Below are 14,346 nucleotides of genomic sequence, written 5' to 3'. Positions count from 1 at the left end.
GGGCGGGACCGGCGGCCTGGCCGCCCGATCACCGACACCGGCGTCCCGGCGGTTCCCGGCGGCTCGGGTAAGTGATTTCGAACCACGTGAAGTGCGCCTGGCCGGCGGAGGGGCGGCCGTTGGAGCTGGCGTAGAGGCCGAGCTGGACGCTGGTGAACAGCGGGACGAGGAAAGTGGCTTCGACGGTTGTCAGGTCCTGCCAGGTGCCGCCGGGTGCCGCGTGGGCGAAGGTGTGGCTGAAGCCCCGGATGCGGACCCCCAGGCGAAGGGGACCCGGGGGGACGGGAGTTCGGGCCAGGACCTCGGGCCCGCGGCGGAGGCTGAGTCCTTCCGTCGTACGGAGGAAGAGGAGATGGGTGTCGTCGTCGAGGACCACGGCGAGGCCCGCCTCTTCGTTCGGTGCGGCGGGGGTGAAGTGCAGTTCGGTGGAGACGTCGCAGTCGGGCTGTTCCTGGGGGCGGGCCAGGAGGGACGGGGTGGTGCGTTCGCCGAGGCGTTCGGGGCGGAGCCGGAGGCGCAGTCCGTCGCCGGTGGTCCAGAACCGCGCGCGCGGGGTGCGCAGGGTGCTCCACTCGGCGGAGAGGGTGGCGAAGCCGTCGTGGAGCGGGCGGCGGAGGCCGGTGTGGACGACGGGGGCGAAGACCGGCCAGCCCTCCTCCCAGGTGATCCGGCTGAGGAAGGTCTCGCGGCCGAGGGCGGAGCCCGGGCGGACGCCCAGGAGGACGGCCCGCCATTCGCCGTCCGGGGTCTGGACGAGGTCGGCGTGACCGGTACAGGTGACGGGGCCCTGGGCGGGCGCTAGCACCGGGTTGCCGGGGGCGCCCTCGTACGGGCCGGTCACGTGGCCGGCGCGGGCGGCCACCACACTGTGGTCCACATCGGTGCCGCCCTCGGCGGTGAGCAGGAGACAGGTGCCGTCGATCCTGTAGAGGTGCGGGGCTTCCGACCACCGCGCGCCGGGGTGGCTTCCCGACCACAGGACGTGCTCCGGTCCCGTGAGCCGTCGTTCGCTGGGAAGGTATTCGCGCATCCAGATCTCGGTGCGGCCTGCGCCCTCGTCCACCACGCGGGCGGCGGTGAACCAGGCCCGGCCGTCGCCGTCGCCGCCGTTGCCGTCCGGCTGGTCGTCGAAGAACAGCGACGGGTCGAAACCCTCGCCGTCCAGCCACTGCGGCTCCGACCACGGCCCCGCCGGATCGGTCGCCGTGACGACGAAATGGCCGGGGCCGTCCATCAGCGTGCAGACGAGATGGAAGACCCCGTCGTGGTACCGGATCGTCGGTGCGAACAGACCCCGTGACGGCTCGCACCCGTCGAGGTCGAGCTGGGACTCCCGGTCGAGGGCGGAGCCGATGCGCCGCCAGTTCACGAGATCGCGGCTGTGGAACACGGGAAGGCCCGGGAACCATTCGAAGCTGGACGTCACCAGGTAGTAGTCCGCCCCCACGCGGCAGATGGACGGGTCGGGCCGGAACCCGGGCAGCACGGGATCACCGGAGACGGGATCATCGAACAACGTGGTCATGGAACCGGCACGATCTCGACCGGCACGGACAGCACCCGGTCGGCCGCCGGGTGACGTACCGGGCCCTCCAGGGTGAAGGAGCCCTGCAGCGGAAGATCGCCGCTGGACCGTCCGACGGCCACGCCCATCTCCCCGGGCTCCACTCTCCTGCGCAGGTCGAGCCCGGTGAAGGAGGTCCGGTCGGCGTGGACGGAGAAGGTGATCCGGGCGGCCGCTCCCGGCCGCAGCTCGACCCTGGCGAATCCCGCGAGCCACCGTTGCGGCCGGACGACGGACGCCACGGGGTCGGAGAGGTAGAGCTGGACCACCTCGGTCCCGGCCACCTCGCCGACGTTGCGTACGGTGACCGAAACGGCGACGGCCCCGTCCGTCGCGGCGACGGGATCCACCGAGAGTTCCGAGCAGGTGAAGCTGGTCCAGCTCAGCCCGTGTCCGAAGGGGAACAGCGGGGTCGGGTCCACCGAGCTCCAGTCGGTGTGCCCGCCGAGCCTGGCGTGCAGGTAGGTGCCCGGCTGCCCGCCGACCCGGCGGGGGATGGAGACGGGCAGCCGACCGGACGGCTCGGCGGCCCCGCTGATGACCCGGGCCAGCGCCGTCCCGCCCTCCTCGCCGGGGAAGAAGACCTGCACCACGGCCGAGGCGCGCTCCGCCAGGGTGCCGAGCGCGTAGGGCCGTCCGGAGACGAGGACCAGGACGGTCGGCACCCCCGAGTCCAGGACGGCGCAGGCGAGTGCGGCCTGGTCGCCGGGCAGTTCGAGGGTCTCGGCGTCGCAGCCCTCCCCGGAGGTGCCCCGGCCGAACATGCCGGCCCGGTCCCCGAGCACCAGCACGTTCACGTCCGGATCCTCTTCGGTGACCGTGAACCCGGCAGCGGTCAGCGCCTCGCCGAGCGTCGGGATCTCCAGCCCGGGGTCGCCGGGCAGCGCGACGTGATTGGGGAAGGAGTAGCAGCCGAGGAAGGACCGGGGGTCGTCGGCGTACGGCCCGCTGATCGCGACCCGGCACGGCCGCAGCGGCAGGATGCCGTCGTTGGCGAGCAGCACGGTGGACCGTTCGGCCAGGAGCCTGGCCAGCGCCCGGTTCTCCGGCGGGTCGAGGTCGACCGGCTCGGGCTCGACGGGTTCCCAGCCGGGGTCGAGCAGGCCGAGCTCGGCCTTCTGCAGCAGGACCCGTTCCGCGGCCCGGTCGATGAACTCCTCGGACAGGCTTCCCGACCGCACGAGTTCGGTGAGCGGCTCGCCGTAGCAGCGGGCCGTGGGCAGCTCGACGTCGATTCCGGCGGTCAGCGCCAGGGCGCCGGCCGCGCCGGGCGATCCGGTGACCCCGTGCCGGGTCTCCAGGAAGGAGACGGCGTAGTAGTCGGCGACCACCACCCCGGTGAAACCGAGTTCACCCCTGAGCAGCTCGGTCAGCAGCCGTTCGTCGGCTGCCACCGGGACGCCGTCCACGTCGGTGTAGCTGTTCATCACCGACCGGGCACCTCCCTCGCGCAGTGCCCGTACGAAAGGCTCGACCAGTACGTCCCTGAATTCGCGCGGCCCCGAGGAGACGGGGGCCATGTTCCGGCCGCCGCGCGAGGCCGAGTACCCGGCGAAGTGCTTGAGGGTCGCCACGATCCCGGCGCCCTCCAAGCCCTGCACGTAAGCCGTGCCGATCGCCCCGACGAGGTAGGGGTCCTCGCCGATGCATTCCTCGGTCCTGCCCCACCGGTAGTCGCGGACGACGTCGAGCACCGGAGCCAGCCCTTGGTGGACGCCGACGCGCCGCATCCCCGCGCCGATGGCGGCGGCCATCTCGCGCACGAGCCCGGGATCGAAGGACGCGCCCCAGGCCGGCGGCCCTGGGAAGACCGTCGCCCCCGACGTCATGAACCCGGTCAGGCACTCCTCGTGCGCGATCGCCGGGATCCCGAACCGGCCGGATCCCGTCACCTGCCGCTGGAGCGAGGCGAGCCGTTCCATCCCCGCCTCTGCGGTGATCGGAGCGGTGCCGAACACCCGGGTGAGCTGGCCGAGCCCGTGGGCGGCGATGTCGTCGAGGCCGGGCGCGCACTCGCCGGAACCGTCCTCCATCGGCGCGACCGGTGTCCCCGGATCCGAGGGCAGCGCCCAGAAGCCGGCGAGCTGACCCGCCTTCTCTTCCAGCGTCATACGTTTCAGCAGATCGGCGACTCGCGCGGACACGGGCAGGAGGGGGTCACGCCAGGGCTCGGTCAAGGAGTTCTCCCTAGATCGCGGGGCGGGGCGGTGGAGAGCCGGACCTTGAGCTCGGTCGAGAGCTCCATCCGGGGGCTGACCAGGGGCTGGCCGTCCAGGAGCTGGAACAGCGTGCGGGCGGCGAGCCGGCCCATCTCCTCCAGCGGCTGGCGCACGGTCGTCAGCGGCGGTGACAGCCATTCGCACATCGGCAGGTCGTCGAAACCGACCACGCTGAGGTCGTGCGGGATGCTCAGCCCGCCCTGCCTCGCGGCTTCGTAAACGCCCATCGCCTGCTGGTCGCTGCCGGCGAAGATGGCGGTCGGCGGCTCGGGGAGGGCGAGCAGTTCCCGGGCGCGCTGGAAGCCGCCCTCGTGCTGGAAGTCGCCGAACCGGATCAGGTCGCGGTCCACCTCGACCCCGGCCCGCTCCAGCGCGGCCCGGTACCCGTCGATGCGGGCCTGGCTGCAGAGCATCTCCTTGCGGCCGCCGATCGTGGCGATCCGGCGGTGCCCCAGCTCCAGCAGGTGCTCGGTGGCGGCGAGGCCGCCCGCCCAGTTGGTCGCGCCGATGCTCGGCACACCATTGCCCGGGAGGTCGATCGGGTCGATGACGACCAGCGCCACCCCGGCCTGTTCGATCTGGGCGAACTGGGCCTGGGTGACCGAGGCGGTGACGAGGATGACGCCGTCGCTGTGGTGAAGGACCGGCAGTGCGGCCCAGCTCGACGGCGTCGCCTCGCCCGGCGGGACCAGCGACACGACGGTGCCGACGCTCCGCTGTGCGCACTCGGCCTCGACGCCGCGCAGTATCTCCACCGCCCACGCGCTGTCCAGGCCGCCGATGATCAAGTCGACCAGGCCCGACCTGCGGGCCCTGCCCTGCCGGCCGGGGTGCAGGTAGTTGTGGGACCGCAGCAGGCTCTCGATCCGTTCGCGGGTCGCGGGTGCCACATCGGAGCGGCCGTTGATCACCTTGGACACGGTGGCCTGGGACACCCCTGCCTCCGCGGCGATGACGGCCAGGGTCGGACGCTGCTCGCTCAACTTCGCTCCTCCGCGCGGACGCCTGGGCCGGCGTCACATATCGCAAACTTTCGAAGAGTTTCCGGTCGGCGTGACGTGGTTGTCAAGCCTGCAAGTCGGCTGCTGTGCACGGAAATTCGGTGAGAGGGCTTGACCGGTCGGCTCCACGTTCCTAGTTTGTGGCAGCACGAATTCGAGGATGTTACGAAACATTTTCGACGTCGCACCGGCATTCCTCACCCCGGAGGTCCCATGGCCAGCACACCACCGAGTCGACGAAGCTTCCTGGCGCTCTCGGGCCTGACCGCTCTGTCCGTCTCGCTGACCGCGGCCTGCGGAGGCGGGAACTCCGGCTCGGGGCCGTCGGCCGGCGGCGAGGTGACCTTCGCGTGGTGGAACATCGCCACGACGGAACCGGGCAAGTCCCTCTTCCCGCAGATCTCCTCTGCGTTCACGGCCGCTCACCCGAACATCACGATCAAGACGACCTCGTTGGAGAACGAGGCGTTCAAGTCCAAGCTCACGGCCACCACTTCGTCGGGCAGACTCCCCGACGTCTTCCAGACCTGGGGCGGCGGCGTTCTGCGGCAGCAGGTCGACGCGGAGCTGGTCGAGGACCTCACCGACGTGTTCGGCTGGGCGTCCGACCTCACTCCGGTCTCGCTGCAGGCCTATCAGTTCGAGGGCCGGACCTACGGGGTGCCCTACGACGTCGGCATGGTCGGCTTCTGGTACAACAAGAAGCTCTTCGCCCGGGCCGGGATCACCGCTCCGCCGGCCACCTGGGCCGAGCTCCTCGAAGACGTCAGGAAGCTCAAGGCGGCGGGCGTCACTCCGATCGCCCTCGCGGGCAAGGAGAAATGGCCGGGCCACTACTACTGGGCCTACCTCGCGATGCGCGTCGCAGGTCTCGCCGCGCTGCAGCAGGCCGCGACCACCAAGGACTTCACGGGCCCCGGCTTCGTCCAGGCGGGCACCCACCTCAAGGAGCTGGTCGACCTCCAGCCGTTCCAGCCGGGCTTCCTCGGCGCCGGCTACGCCACCCCCGGCGGCCAGGCCGCGACCATGGGCAACGGCAAGGCCGCCATGGAGCTGATGGGGCAGTGGGGACCCTCGGTCCAGAAGGACGCCGGCGCCGACCTCGGAGCGGACCTGGGTTTCTTCCCCTTCCCGACGGTCGACGGCGGCGTCGGCCGGGCCACCGACGTGTTCGGCGGTGGCGGTGGCTTCGCGCTGCGCAAGGGCGCGCCGAAGGAGGCGCTGGACTTCCTGAAGTTCTTCGTCCTGGAGAACGAGTCCAAGCTGCTGGCCTCCAACGGCTACCTGCCGGTGGTCAAGGGCGCGGAGAGCCAGCTCGCGGACGCCAACCGCAGGGTGGTGGCCGACAGCCTGGTCAGGGCGACGGGCTTCCAGCTCTACCTCGACCAGGCCTATCCGCCGGCGGTCGGCCAGGAAATCAACGACAGCGTCGCCGACCTCATCGCCGGCAAGAAGACGCCCGAGCAGGTCACCGAGTCGATCACCGCGGCTGCGAAGGGTGCCTAGCTCCATGTCCGCGCCGACCGAGGAGCGGAGGCAGGCCGCCGCCCTGCCGGTGGGCCCGCCCGCCCCGGCACGGCCCGTGCTGCGCGGGTTGCACAGCTGGGCGTCGGTCGCCTGGTTCCTCGTTCCGGCTCTGGTCCTCTTCCTGGTCTTCGTCCTCGCCCCGATCGCCGTCGCCGTGTACACCGGCTTCTTCAAGTGGAGCGGGACCGGCCCCATGGACGACTTCGTGGGCATCGAGAACTACGTCAGGCTGTTGGACGATCAGGTCTTCCTCGGTGACCTGGGGCACGGGCTCTACCTGATCGCCCTGTCGCTCACGGTGCAGTTGCCGTTCGCGCTGTTCACCGCCGTCCTGCTGAACCAGAGGCTGCGTGGCCGGGCCGTCTACCGGATGCTGTTCTTCGCGCCGTACATCCTGTCCGAGGTGGTCACGGCGGTCCTCTTCACGATGATCTTCCTTCCTGGTGCCGGCATGGCCGACCATCTCGCCGGCGCCCTCGGCCTGGAGGGTCTGCGGGGGAAGTGGCTCGCCGATCCCACGACGGTCATGCCCACCCTGTTCGTGGTCATGACCTGGAAGTACTTCGGCTTCCACATGATGCTCTTCCTCGCCGGACTGCAGGGCATCCCCGCCGAGATTCTGGAGGCCGCCTCCATCGACGGCGCCGGCGTCTGGCAGCGCTTCCGGCACGTGACGCTGCCGCTGCTCAGCCCGACCATCCGGATCAGCGCATTCCTTTCGGTCATCGGGGCCATCCAGCTCTTCGACCTCGTCTGGGTCATGACCGCGGGCGGCCCCAACCACTCCTCGGAGACGATGGCGATCTCGATGTTCCAGTTCGGGTTCAAGCGCTACCAGGTCGGTTATGCCAGTGCGATCAGCGTGGTGCTGTTCATGATCAGCCTGGTCTTCTCCCTCCTCTACCAGCGTTACGTGCTCCGCCGTGACCTGGTCGGGGCCGTCACCTCGGGAGGTGGCCGATGAACGCCCGCAGGACGGCGCGAGGCCTGTCGCTGCACGCCGTGGTCTGGCTGATCGGCGCGTTCGTCGTCGTGCCGCTCGTCTACGCGGTGATCTCCGGGTTCAAGAGCACCGGCGAGCTGACGACCAATCCGTTCGGGCTGCCCGAGCACTGGAAGATCGGCAACTACACCGGCATTCTCGGCGACACGGTGTTCTGGCGGCAGATCGCCAACAGCGCGGGCATCGCGATCGGCACGACGTGCTGCACGGTGGCGGCGGCCGCGATGGCGGCGTTCGCGCTGGCCCGCTACGCCTTTCGGGGCAGGGAGCTGTTCTACGCGCTGTTCACGATCGGGCTCATGTTCCCGTTCGCGGTGGCCGTCCTGCCGTTGTTCCTGCTGCTGCGCAATTTCGACCTGCTCGACAACCCGCTCGGAGTGATCCTCCCGCAGGCGGCCTTCGGGCTCCCCATGACGATCATCATTCTGCGGGGATTCTTCCGGACCATCCCGGCGGAGGTCGAGGAGGCGGCCGTCATGGACGGCTGCGGCAAGTTCCGCTTCTTCTGGACGATCTTGCTGCCGATGGCGCGCCCGGCGCTCGGCACGGTGTCGGTGCTGGCGATCGTCGCGAGCTGGAACAACTTCTTCCTGCCGCTGCTCGTGTTCAACGACGCGACATGGCAGACGATCCCGGTCGGGGTCCAGCAGTTCCAGGGCCAGTACTCGACCGACTACGCGCTCGTCCTCGCCTACATCGTGCTCGCCATGGTCCCCGCCCTCGCGTTCTACGCCGTCGCCGAGCGGCAGCTGATCGGCGGCCTCACGGCGGGCGCCACCAAGGGCTGACCGTCCCGCGAGACCTCCACCCCCGAGGAGACATTGTGAAACTCCTGACCGCACTGGCATTCCCCATTTTGTTAGCGCTAACAACCCGCGTTCTGCCGAAGCCCGCCTACCACTCGATCAGGAAGGCGCCGGGCGGCTGATCAGAACGGCACCCCGACCGCCCGACGCGGCCGCTCCGCGGTCCGTCGGGGTCACCTCACCCCCACCCCCCGAAGGAGCTCTTCCGATGTGGTCTCACCATCCGTCCCCGGTCCTCCTGAGACGACGCCTGCTCGCCGTCCTCGCGCCCTTGCTGCTGCTGGCCGCCTTCCTTGACGTCCGGCCGGCCGGCGCGGCGCCGGTCATCGACACCAACGCCTCGTACGTGCTGGTCAACCGCAACAGCGGCAAGGCCCTGGACGTCTACAACCTGGCGACCGGTGACGGCGCCCGCATCACCCAGTGGACCAGGAACGACCAGAACCAGCAGCAGTGGCAGTTCGTGGACTCCGGCGGCGGTTACTACCGCATCAAGTCCCGCCACTCCGGCAAGGTGCTGGACGTCCAGAACGGGTCCGCCGCCAACGGCGCCCCGATCGTCCAGTGGGCCGACGTGAACGGGACCAACCAGCAGTGGCGGTCGGCCGACAGCTCGGACGGCTACGTACGGTTCATCGCGCGCCACAGCAACAAGGCCCTCGAAGTGCAAGGCGCCTCCACCGCCGACAACGCGAACATCGTCCAGTACGACGACTGGGGCGGCAGCAACCAGCAGTGGCGGCTCGTCAAGGTCGGTGCCGCCGACCCCGGCCCGTGCGGTCTTCCGTCGTCATACCGCTGGACCTCGACGGGCGCGCTGGCGCAGCCGAAGCCGGGGTGGGTCTCGCTCAAGGACTTCACCGTCGTTCCCTACAACGGCAGGCAACTCGTCTACGCCACGACCCACGATACGGGGAACAACTGGGGCTCGATGAACTTCAGCCCGTTCACCAACTGGTCGGAGATGGCCTCGGCCGGCCAGAACACGATGTCGACCGGCACCGTCGCGCCGACGCTGTTCTACTTCGCGCCGAAGAACATCTGGGTGCTCACCTACCAGTGGGGTGCGACCGCGTTCTCCTACCGGACGTCGAACGACCCCACCAACCCCAACGGCTGGTCATCACCGCAGGAGCTCTTCTCCGGAAGCATCGGCGCCGGAGCAGCACCCATAGACCAGACGCTCATCGGTGACGACCAGAACATGTACCTGTTCTTCGCCGGTGACAACGGCAAGATCTACCGGGCGAGCATGCCGCTCGGGAACTTCCCGGGCAGCTTCGGCTCCTCGTACACGACGGTCATGACTGACACGGTGAAGAACCTGTTCGAGGCGCCGCAGGTCTACAAGGTCAAGGGTCAGAACCAGTACCTCATGATCGTCGAGGCGCGGGGTGCGAACGAGCAGCGCTACTTCCGCTCGTTCACGGCCTCCAGCCTGAACGGTTCGTGGACCCCGCAGGCCGCCACCGAGAGCAACCCCTTCGCCGGCAAGGCCAACAGCGGCGCCGCTTGGACCAACGACATCAGCCATGGCGAACTGATCCGCACCAGCGCCGATCAGACGATGACCGTCGATCCCTGCAATCTTCAGCTGCTCTACCAGGGACGCAGCCCCAGCTCCGACGGCGTCGACTACGGCCTCCTGCCCTACCGGCCGGGCCTGCTGACACTGCAGCGCTGAGGACCGACAGGAACCCCAGCCGGCGCACGGCTGGGGTTCCTCGGCGACGGTGAACCGGTCAGGTCACCGCTGCAGGGTGAGGACAGCCGGCCGGTACGGCAACTGGTCGTAGGGGCCGCCGGCGGTGGGGGACTTGCCCTGGTAGAGGAACTGCAGGTTGCAGGGGTCGACGGTCATGGTCTGGTCGGGGTTCTCGCGGACCAGGTCACCGTGGCTGATGTCGTTGGTCCAGGTGGCACCGCTGTTCGCCCTGCCCGCGAAGGGGTTGCTCTCGCCGGCGGCCTGAGGGGTCCACGTACCGCTGAGGCTGGAGGCCGTGAACGAGCGGAAGTAGCGCCCGTTCGCGCCCCGCGCCTCGACGATCATGAGGTACTGGTTTTGGCCCTTGACCTTGTAGACCTGTGGCGCCTCGAACAGGTTGTCCGGCGTGTCGCTCATGACCGTCGTGTACGAGGAGCCGAAGCTGCCCGGGAAGTTCCCGATCGGCATGCTCGCCCGGTAGATCTTCCCGTTGTCCCCGGCGAAGAACAGGTACATGTTCTGGTCGTCGGCGATCAGGGTCTGGTCGATCGGGCCGGTGGGGGACTCGGTGCGGGGGATGCTTCCGGTGAACAGCGGCTGCGGCGCCGACCAGCCGTTGGGGTTGGCGGGGTCGCTCGACGTCCGGTAGATGAAGGGCCACGGGCCCCACTGGTACGCCAGCACCCAGATCTTCTTGGGCGCGAAGTAGAACAGGGTCGGCGCCACCGCGGCCTGGCTCATGCCGGTCTGACCTGCCGACGCCATGTCCGACCAGTTCGTGAAGGGACCGAACATCATCGAGCCGTACGACGATCCCGAGAAGTCGGACCCGTAGACCAGGTGCTTGCCGTTGTACGTCACGGTGGTGAAGTCCTTCAGCGAAGCCCAGCCGTTCGCCGGCTGCGCCAGAGCACCCGTCGACGTCCACCGGTACGTCGACGGAAGAGCACACGTGCCGCCCGTCGGCGCGGGCGTCGTCGGGGCCGGCATCGCGGACAGGCCGGTCCACTTCTGGTTGCCGCCGCCGGACCAGCAGGCATAAAGCTGGATCCTGGTGCGGTTGGCGGTGCCCGCGCCGACGGCGTCGAGGCACAGCCCCGACTGGACGCCGGCGATCGTGCCGTTGGTGTTGATGTTCCACTGCTGGCCGGCGCCGCCGTCGCAGTCCTCGATGACCACCGCGGTGCCGTTGCCGGTACCCCTGGCGTCCAGGCACTTGTTGCCGTAGATCATCAGCTGCTTGCCGGAGGTGTAGGTCCAGCGCTGGTTGGTCCGTCCGTGGCAGTCCCACAGCTGCGCCTGGGTGCCGTTGTCGGTGGTGGAACCGTTGATGTCGATGCAGCGACCGGAGGCGACGCCCTTGATCACTCCCGTACCGGTCCCGCCGGGGGCGGCGGCCTTGAAGGCGTTCACGACGGCGGTGTGGGCGGCCTTGGGCTTGCCGTTGTTGTCGAACAGCAGGGGGCTTTCGCCTCTGCGCCAGGAGTCGCTGTCACGGACGCCCCATACCGTGATGCCGGTGCACCGGGCGACGGACAGACAGGCCTTGACCGTGTCGGCGTAGTGGGTGGGCGACGCCTGGGCGATGTCCAGCTCGGTGATCTGGACGTCGACACCCAGGGCGGCGAAGTTGGACAGGGTGGTCCGGAAGTCGGACGGCGGCCCGCCGGTGCCGAAGTGGCTCTGGAACCCGACGCAGTCGATCGGCACGCCGCGGGACTTGAAGTCCTTGACCATGCTGTAGACGCCCTGGGTCTTGGCGTCCGACCAGTTCTCGATGTTGTAGTCGTTGTAGCAGAGCTTGGCCGAGGGATCGGCCGCCCGCGCGGTGCGGAATGCCTCCTCGATGAAGCCGTTGCCCAGCACGTCCTGGAACACCGAGCTGCGGTGCTGGGTGGAGCCGTCGGCGAACGCCTCGTTGACCACGTCCCAGGCGTAGACCTTGCCTTTGTAGTGGTTCATCAAGGTGGTGATGTGGTGGTTCATCACGCTGCGCAGCGTGTTCGCGTCGCCGATGGAGCCGACCCAGGACGGGAGCTGCGAGTGCCAGACCGCGGTGTGGCCGCGCAGGCGCTGGCCGTGGGCCGCGGCACGGTCGACGATCCGGTCGGCGGAGCCGAAGGTGAAGTTGCCGCGGGACGGTTCGACGGCGTCCCACTTCATCTCGTTCTCCGGGGTGATCATGTTGAACTCCCGGTCCGAGATCTCGGTGTACGCCGAGTCGCCCAGCCTTCCGGCAGCCACGGCCGTGCCGAAGTACCTGCCCGAGGGGGTCGCCTGCGTACCCAGGCTCGCCGCGCCGGCAGAGTCGGGGAGAAGTGTCAGGACTCCGGCCAGCAGCGTCGCGGCCGACAGCCCTACCGTCAGGGTCCGGCCGCGCCGGCTGAGCCGGTGCAGGCCTTTCGTGATTCTCCTCGGGGACCGCGGGTCGCCCTGGGCGCCGTGATCGTGGGCGCGTCGGCCGGTGCGGCCTGATCTGTGTCGGGTCATGGGAGGCGCTTTCTTCAGCGGTACATCAACGGGAAAGGGGGGAACCTCCCCACGCCGGCACACGTGGTGAACGGCGGGAAGAACACCCCACGAAGTGGAGGCCCCCGAACTCCTGGTCGCGTAACGAAAAAGTCGCGCCGCCCCGACGGATTTCCCGGTGACGGATCTCGCAGGCGAAAAGTGTTATGCGCGACCCGGTCCGGAATGTTCGAGGAGCGGTTCTCAGCCGAGGCCCCCGCGCACGATGAAGGACGCCTGGTCGGCGAAGGCCCGTGTGCCGTCGGAGCCATCGAGCCAGATGCCACCGTCGCGGTGGCGGATGACCGATCCGGGATAGTTGTGCGCGTGCAGGGTCACCGACCCGGCGGCCGAACCGGCGCGCGGACAGAACGTGGCGTCCTCACGGAACAGTTGGCTGCCGTCGTCGGTGCTCAGCCGAAGCCGCAGTTCACGATGGCGCAGAAAGCGGCCGTCGGCGGCGCGGAAGGTGACGCACCGCGCGTCGGCCAGCCCCCGGAGGACGGTGAACGTCGCCCGCTGCCGTGTCTGCCCGCTGCTGGACGCCGAGACCCGGCCGAGCGTCGCGAAGTCGCCCGCGTACGCCAGGTACAGGGCGGGTTCGTCCACGGACTCCAGTGCCTGTGCGCCCAGCGGAACGGTGCCGGCGCCGGCGGACGGACTCACCGGGGACGGTTCGGCCGACGCGGTGGTGCTCGACGGGACCGGCGCGGGGTTGCCGACCGCGGGAGCGGCCGTGATGCCCGGCGCCCGATGTGCCGGTTCGGGCCAGGCCGCGTAGGTGGCGGCCCCGGCGATGAGCACCGCGCCGGTGGCGAGACCCACGAGCTGATGAGCGGTCATCGCCGGGAGCTTGGCGATCAGCGAACCGTGCAGACTGCCTCCACCCATTGCCGTGCCGAGGGCGACAGGTGCCATGGCCGGCCCGGCGGCGCTCGCGGCCGCACCCGACAGCAGGCCCTTGGCGGCCAGGGCGGCGACGAGTCCGGCCGGGACGGTCAGCGGCGCGAGGCTGAGGAGCAGGAGGTCAGCGGGGACCCGTCGTTTCGTCGTCGCCAGGCAGACCTGGCAGTCGCGGGTGTGCCGTGCGATCCGCTTCCGCCACACCGATGTACGAAGATCGTCCCAGCCGGCGACGGTCTCACCCAACTGCGGACAGCGCGGGTCGGCCTCCAGCGCGGCGACGATCGTCCGGCTCAGGTCCAGCTGCTCGCGCATCCGTTGCAGGCGTACTCCGGCGTGGGCGACGGTGAGCCCCGTAGCGGCGGCGATGTCCTCACGGCTCAGGAGTCCGGCGCATTCCTGCCACCACAGCGACAGCAGCACCTGATGGTCCGCGTCGAGCCACCGGCCCGCTTCGACGACCTGACGGCGCTCGTCCGACGCGTGCAGGCGCAGGATCGTCATGTCCTCCAGTCCGGCGCCGGCGTCCGGTATCCGCAGTGCCTCGTCGATGACCGCCGTCCGGCCGGCGAGGGCGCGCTGGCGTCGCCAGTGGGTGTTGATCTGGCGGAGCGTGATCGACACCAGCCAGGACCGGAAGCTCTCCGGCGCACGCACGGCAGGCAGGTCGCGCACCACGCGCAGCAGGGTTTCCTGGACGACGTCGTCGACGTCGGCCTGGCCGTTCAGCGCTCGCCGGACGATGTTGTAGAGCAACGGCAGGTACCCGGCGATCAGTTCCTCGCGCGCCCGGTCGTCACCGGCCTGCGCCGCGACGACCAGCCCCGTGTGATCCGTATCCATGAGACCCATTCCCGCCTCCCTCAGGGGAGCGATCCGCCGAGTACGGCGCGACATTTTGACGTCGGCAAGGGTATGCGCGCAAAACCCGTGCCCTGGGTCGGGGTTGGAGTCCGCGTTCCCGCCGCGGCGCCGCCGTCGGACCCGGCCCCTGATCCGCGCCCACCCGCACTCCGAGGTGATCCGGAAAAGTTCCCGGTTCAGGGCAACCCTTTGCGGGACCTGTGACCACAAGGAGTCGGATCCGGCCGTCCCGTAGTCGGATCCGCC

At 69.7% G+C, this 14,346-nt stretch carries 9 protein-coding genes; 4 read left to right on the top strand and 5 right to left on the bottom strand.

Going from position 1 to position 14,346, the window contains the following annotated elements:
• Positions 1-28 precede the first annotated feature (28 nt).
• From ACZ6Y1_RS01535 to ACZ6Y1_RS01525, 3 genes are read right to left on the bottom strand one after another with little or no spacing between them, the layout of a single operon-like run.
• Entirely contained in the window at positions 29-1,525 is a 1,497-nt protein-coding gene (locus tag ACZ6Y1_RS01535) for a glycoside hydrolase family 43 protein (protein ID WP_469620801.1), read from the bottom strand.
• A complete protein-coding gene (locus ACZ6Y1_RS01530) occupies positions 1,522-3,741 on the bottom strand; it encodes a glycoside hydrolase family 3 N-terminal domain-containing protein (protein WP_469620799.1) in 2,220 nt (739 codons plus the stop codon). The genes ACZ6Y1_RS01535 and ACZ6Y1_RS01530 overlap by 4 nt, the downstream gene beginning before the upstream one ends.
• A complete protein-coding gene (locus ACZ6Y1_RS01525) occupies positions 3,738-4,766 on the bottom strand; it encodes a LacI family DNA-binding transcriptional regulator (RefSeq protein ID WP_469620796.1) in 1,029 nt (342 codons plus the stop codon). Before ACZ6Y1_RS01525 ends, ACZ6Y1_RS01530 begins: the two co-directional genes overlap by 4 nt.
• Before the next feature lie 231 nt (positions 4,767-4,997).
• On the opposite strand from ACZ6Y1_RS01525, the gene ACZ6Y1_RS01520 reads away from it, so the two are divergent.
• From ACZ6Y1_RS01520 to ACZ6Y1_RS01505, 4 genes are all read left to right on the top strand, one after another.
• Positions 4,998-6,290, top strand: coding sequence for an extracellular solute-binding protein (locus ACZ6Y1_RS01520; protein WP_469620793.1), 1,293 nt, complete (start codon positions 4,998-5,000; stop codon positions 6,288-6,290).
• A 4-nt stretch (positions 6,291-6,294) separates the two neighbouring features.
• Entirely contained in the window at positions 6,295-7,275 is a 981-nt protein-coding gene (locus ACZ6Y1_RS01515) for a carbohydrate ABC transporter permease (RefSeq protein WP_469620790.1), read from the top strand.
• On the top strand, positions 7,272-8,102 hold the full coding sequence (locus tag ACZ6Y1_RS01510) for a carbohydrate ABC transporter permease (protein WP_469620787.1): 831 nt from the start codon (positions 7,272-7,274) through the stop codon (positions 8,100-8,102). The genes ACZ6Y1_RS01515 and ACZ6Y1_RS01510 overlap by 4 nt, the downstream gene beginning before the upstream one ends.
• Positions 8,103-8,328: 226 nt before the next feature.
• Positions 8,329-9,804, top strand: a complete 1,476-nt coding sequence (locus ACZ6Y1_RS01505; protein WP_469620784.1) for a non-reducing end alpha-L-arabinofuranosidase family hydrolase — start codon at positions 8,329-8,331, stop codon at positions 9,802-9,804.
• 63 nt (positions 9,805-9,867) lie between these two features.
• Here ACZ6Y1_RS01505 and ACZ6Y1_RS01500 read toward each other — a convergent pair whose 3' ends face one another.
• Both ACZ6Y1_RS01500 and ACZ6Y1_RS01495 read right to left on the bottom strand, forming a co-directional pair.
• Entirely contained in the window at positions 9,868-12,315 is a 2,448-nt protein-coding gene (locus ACZ6Y1_RS01500) for a non-reducing end alpha-L-arabinofuranosidase family hydrolase (protein ID WP_469620781.1), read from the bottom strand.
• A 222-nt stretch (positions 12,316-12,537) separates the two neighbouring features.
• Positions 12,538-14,079 (bottom strand): sigma-70 family RNA polymerase sigma factor, encoded by a 1,542-nt coding sequence (locus ACZ6Y1_RS01495; RefSeq protein WP_469620776.1) that lies wholly within the window; start codon positions 14,077-14,079, stop codon positions 12,538-12,540.
• Between the last annotated feature and the right edge of the window lie 267 nt (positions 14,080-14,346).

The organism is Streptomyces sp. NPDC053432, from assembly GCF_055585365.1.
Note: the sequence above shows the minus strand (reverse complement) of the source record. Positions and strands in the feature narration are given on the sequence as shown.

Bases quoted from the DNA above. Each gene is read 5' to 3' on its own strand.
- ACZ6Y1_RS01535 (WP_469620801.1), bottom strand. From the start codon at position 1,525: ATGACCACGTTGTTCGATGATCCCGTCTCCGGTGATCCCGTGCTGCCC.
- ACZ6Y1_RS01520 (WP_469620793.1), top strand. From the start codon at position 4,998: ATGGCCAGCACACCACCGAGTCGACGAAGCTTCCTGGCGCTCTCGGGC.
- ACZ6Y1_RS01515 (WP_469620790.1), top strand. From the start codon at position 6,295: ATGTCCGCGCCGACCGAGGAGCGGAGGCAGGCCGCCGCCCTGCCGGTG.
- ACZ6Y1_RS01510 (WP_469620787.1), top strand. From the start codon at position 7,272: ATGAACGCCCGCAGGACGGCGCGAGGCCTGTCGCTGCACGCCGTGGTC.
- ACZ6Y1_RS01505 (WP_469620784.1), top strand. From the start codon at position 8,329: ATGTGGTCTCACCATCCGTCCCCGGTCCTCCTGAGACGACGCCTGCTC.
- ACZ6Y1_RS01500 (WP_469620781.1), bottom strand. From the start codon at position 12,315: ATGACCCGACACAGATCAGGCCGCACCGGCCGACGCGCCCACGATCAC.
- ACZ6Y1_RS01495 (WP_469620776.1), bottom strand. From the start codon at position 14,079: ATGGATACGGATCACACGGGGCTGGTCGTCGCGGCGCAGGCCGGTGAC.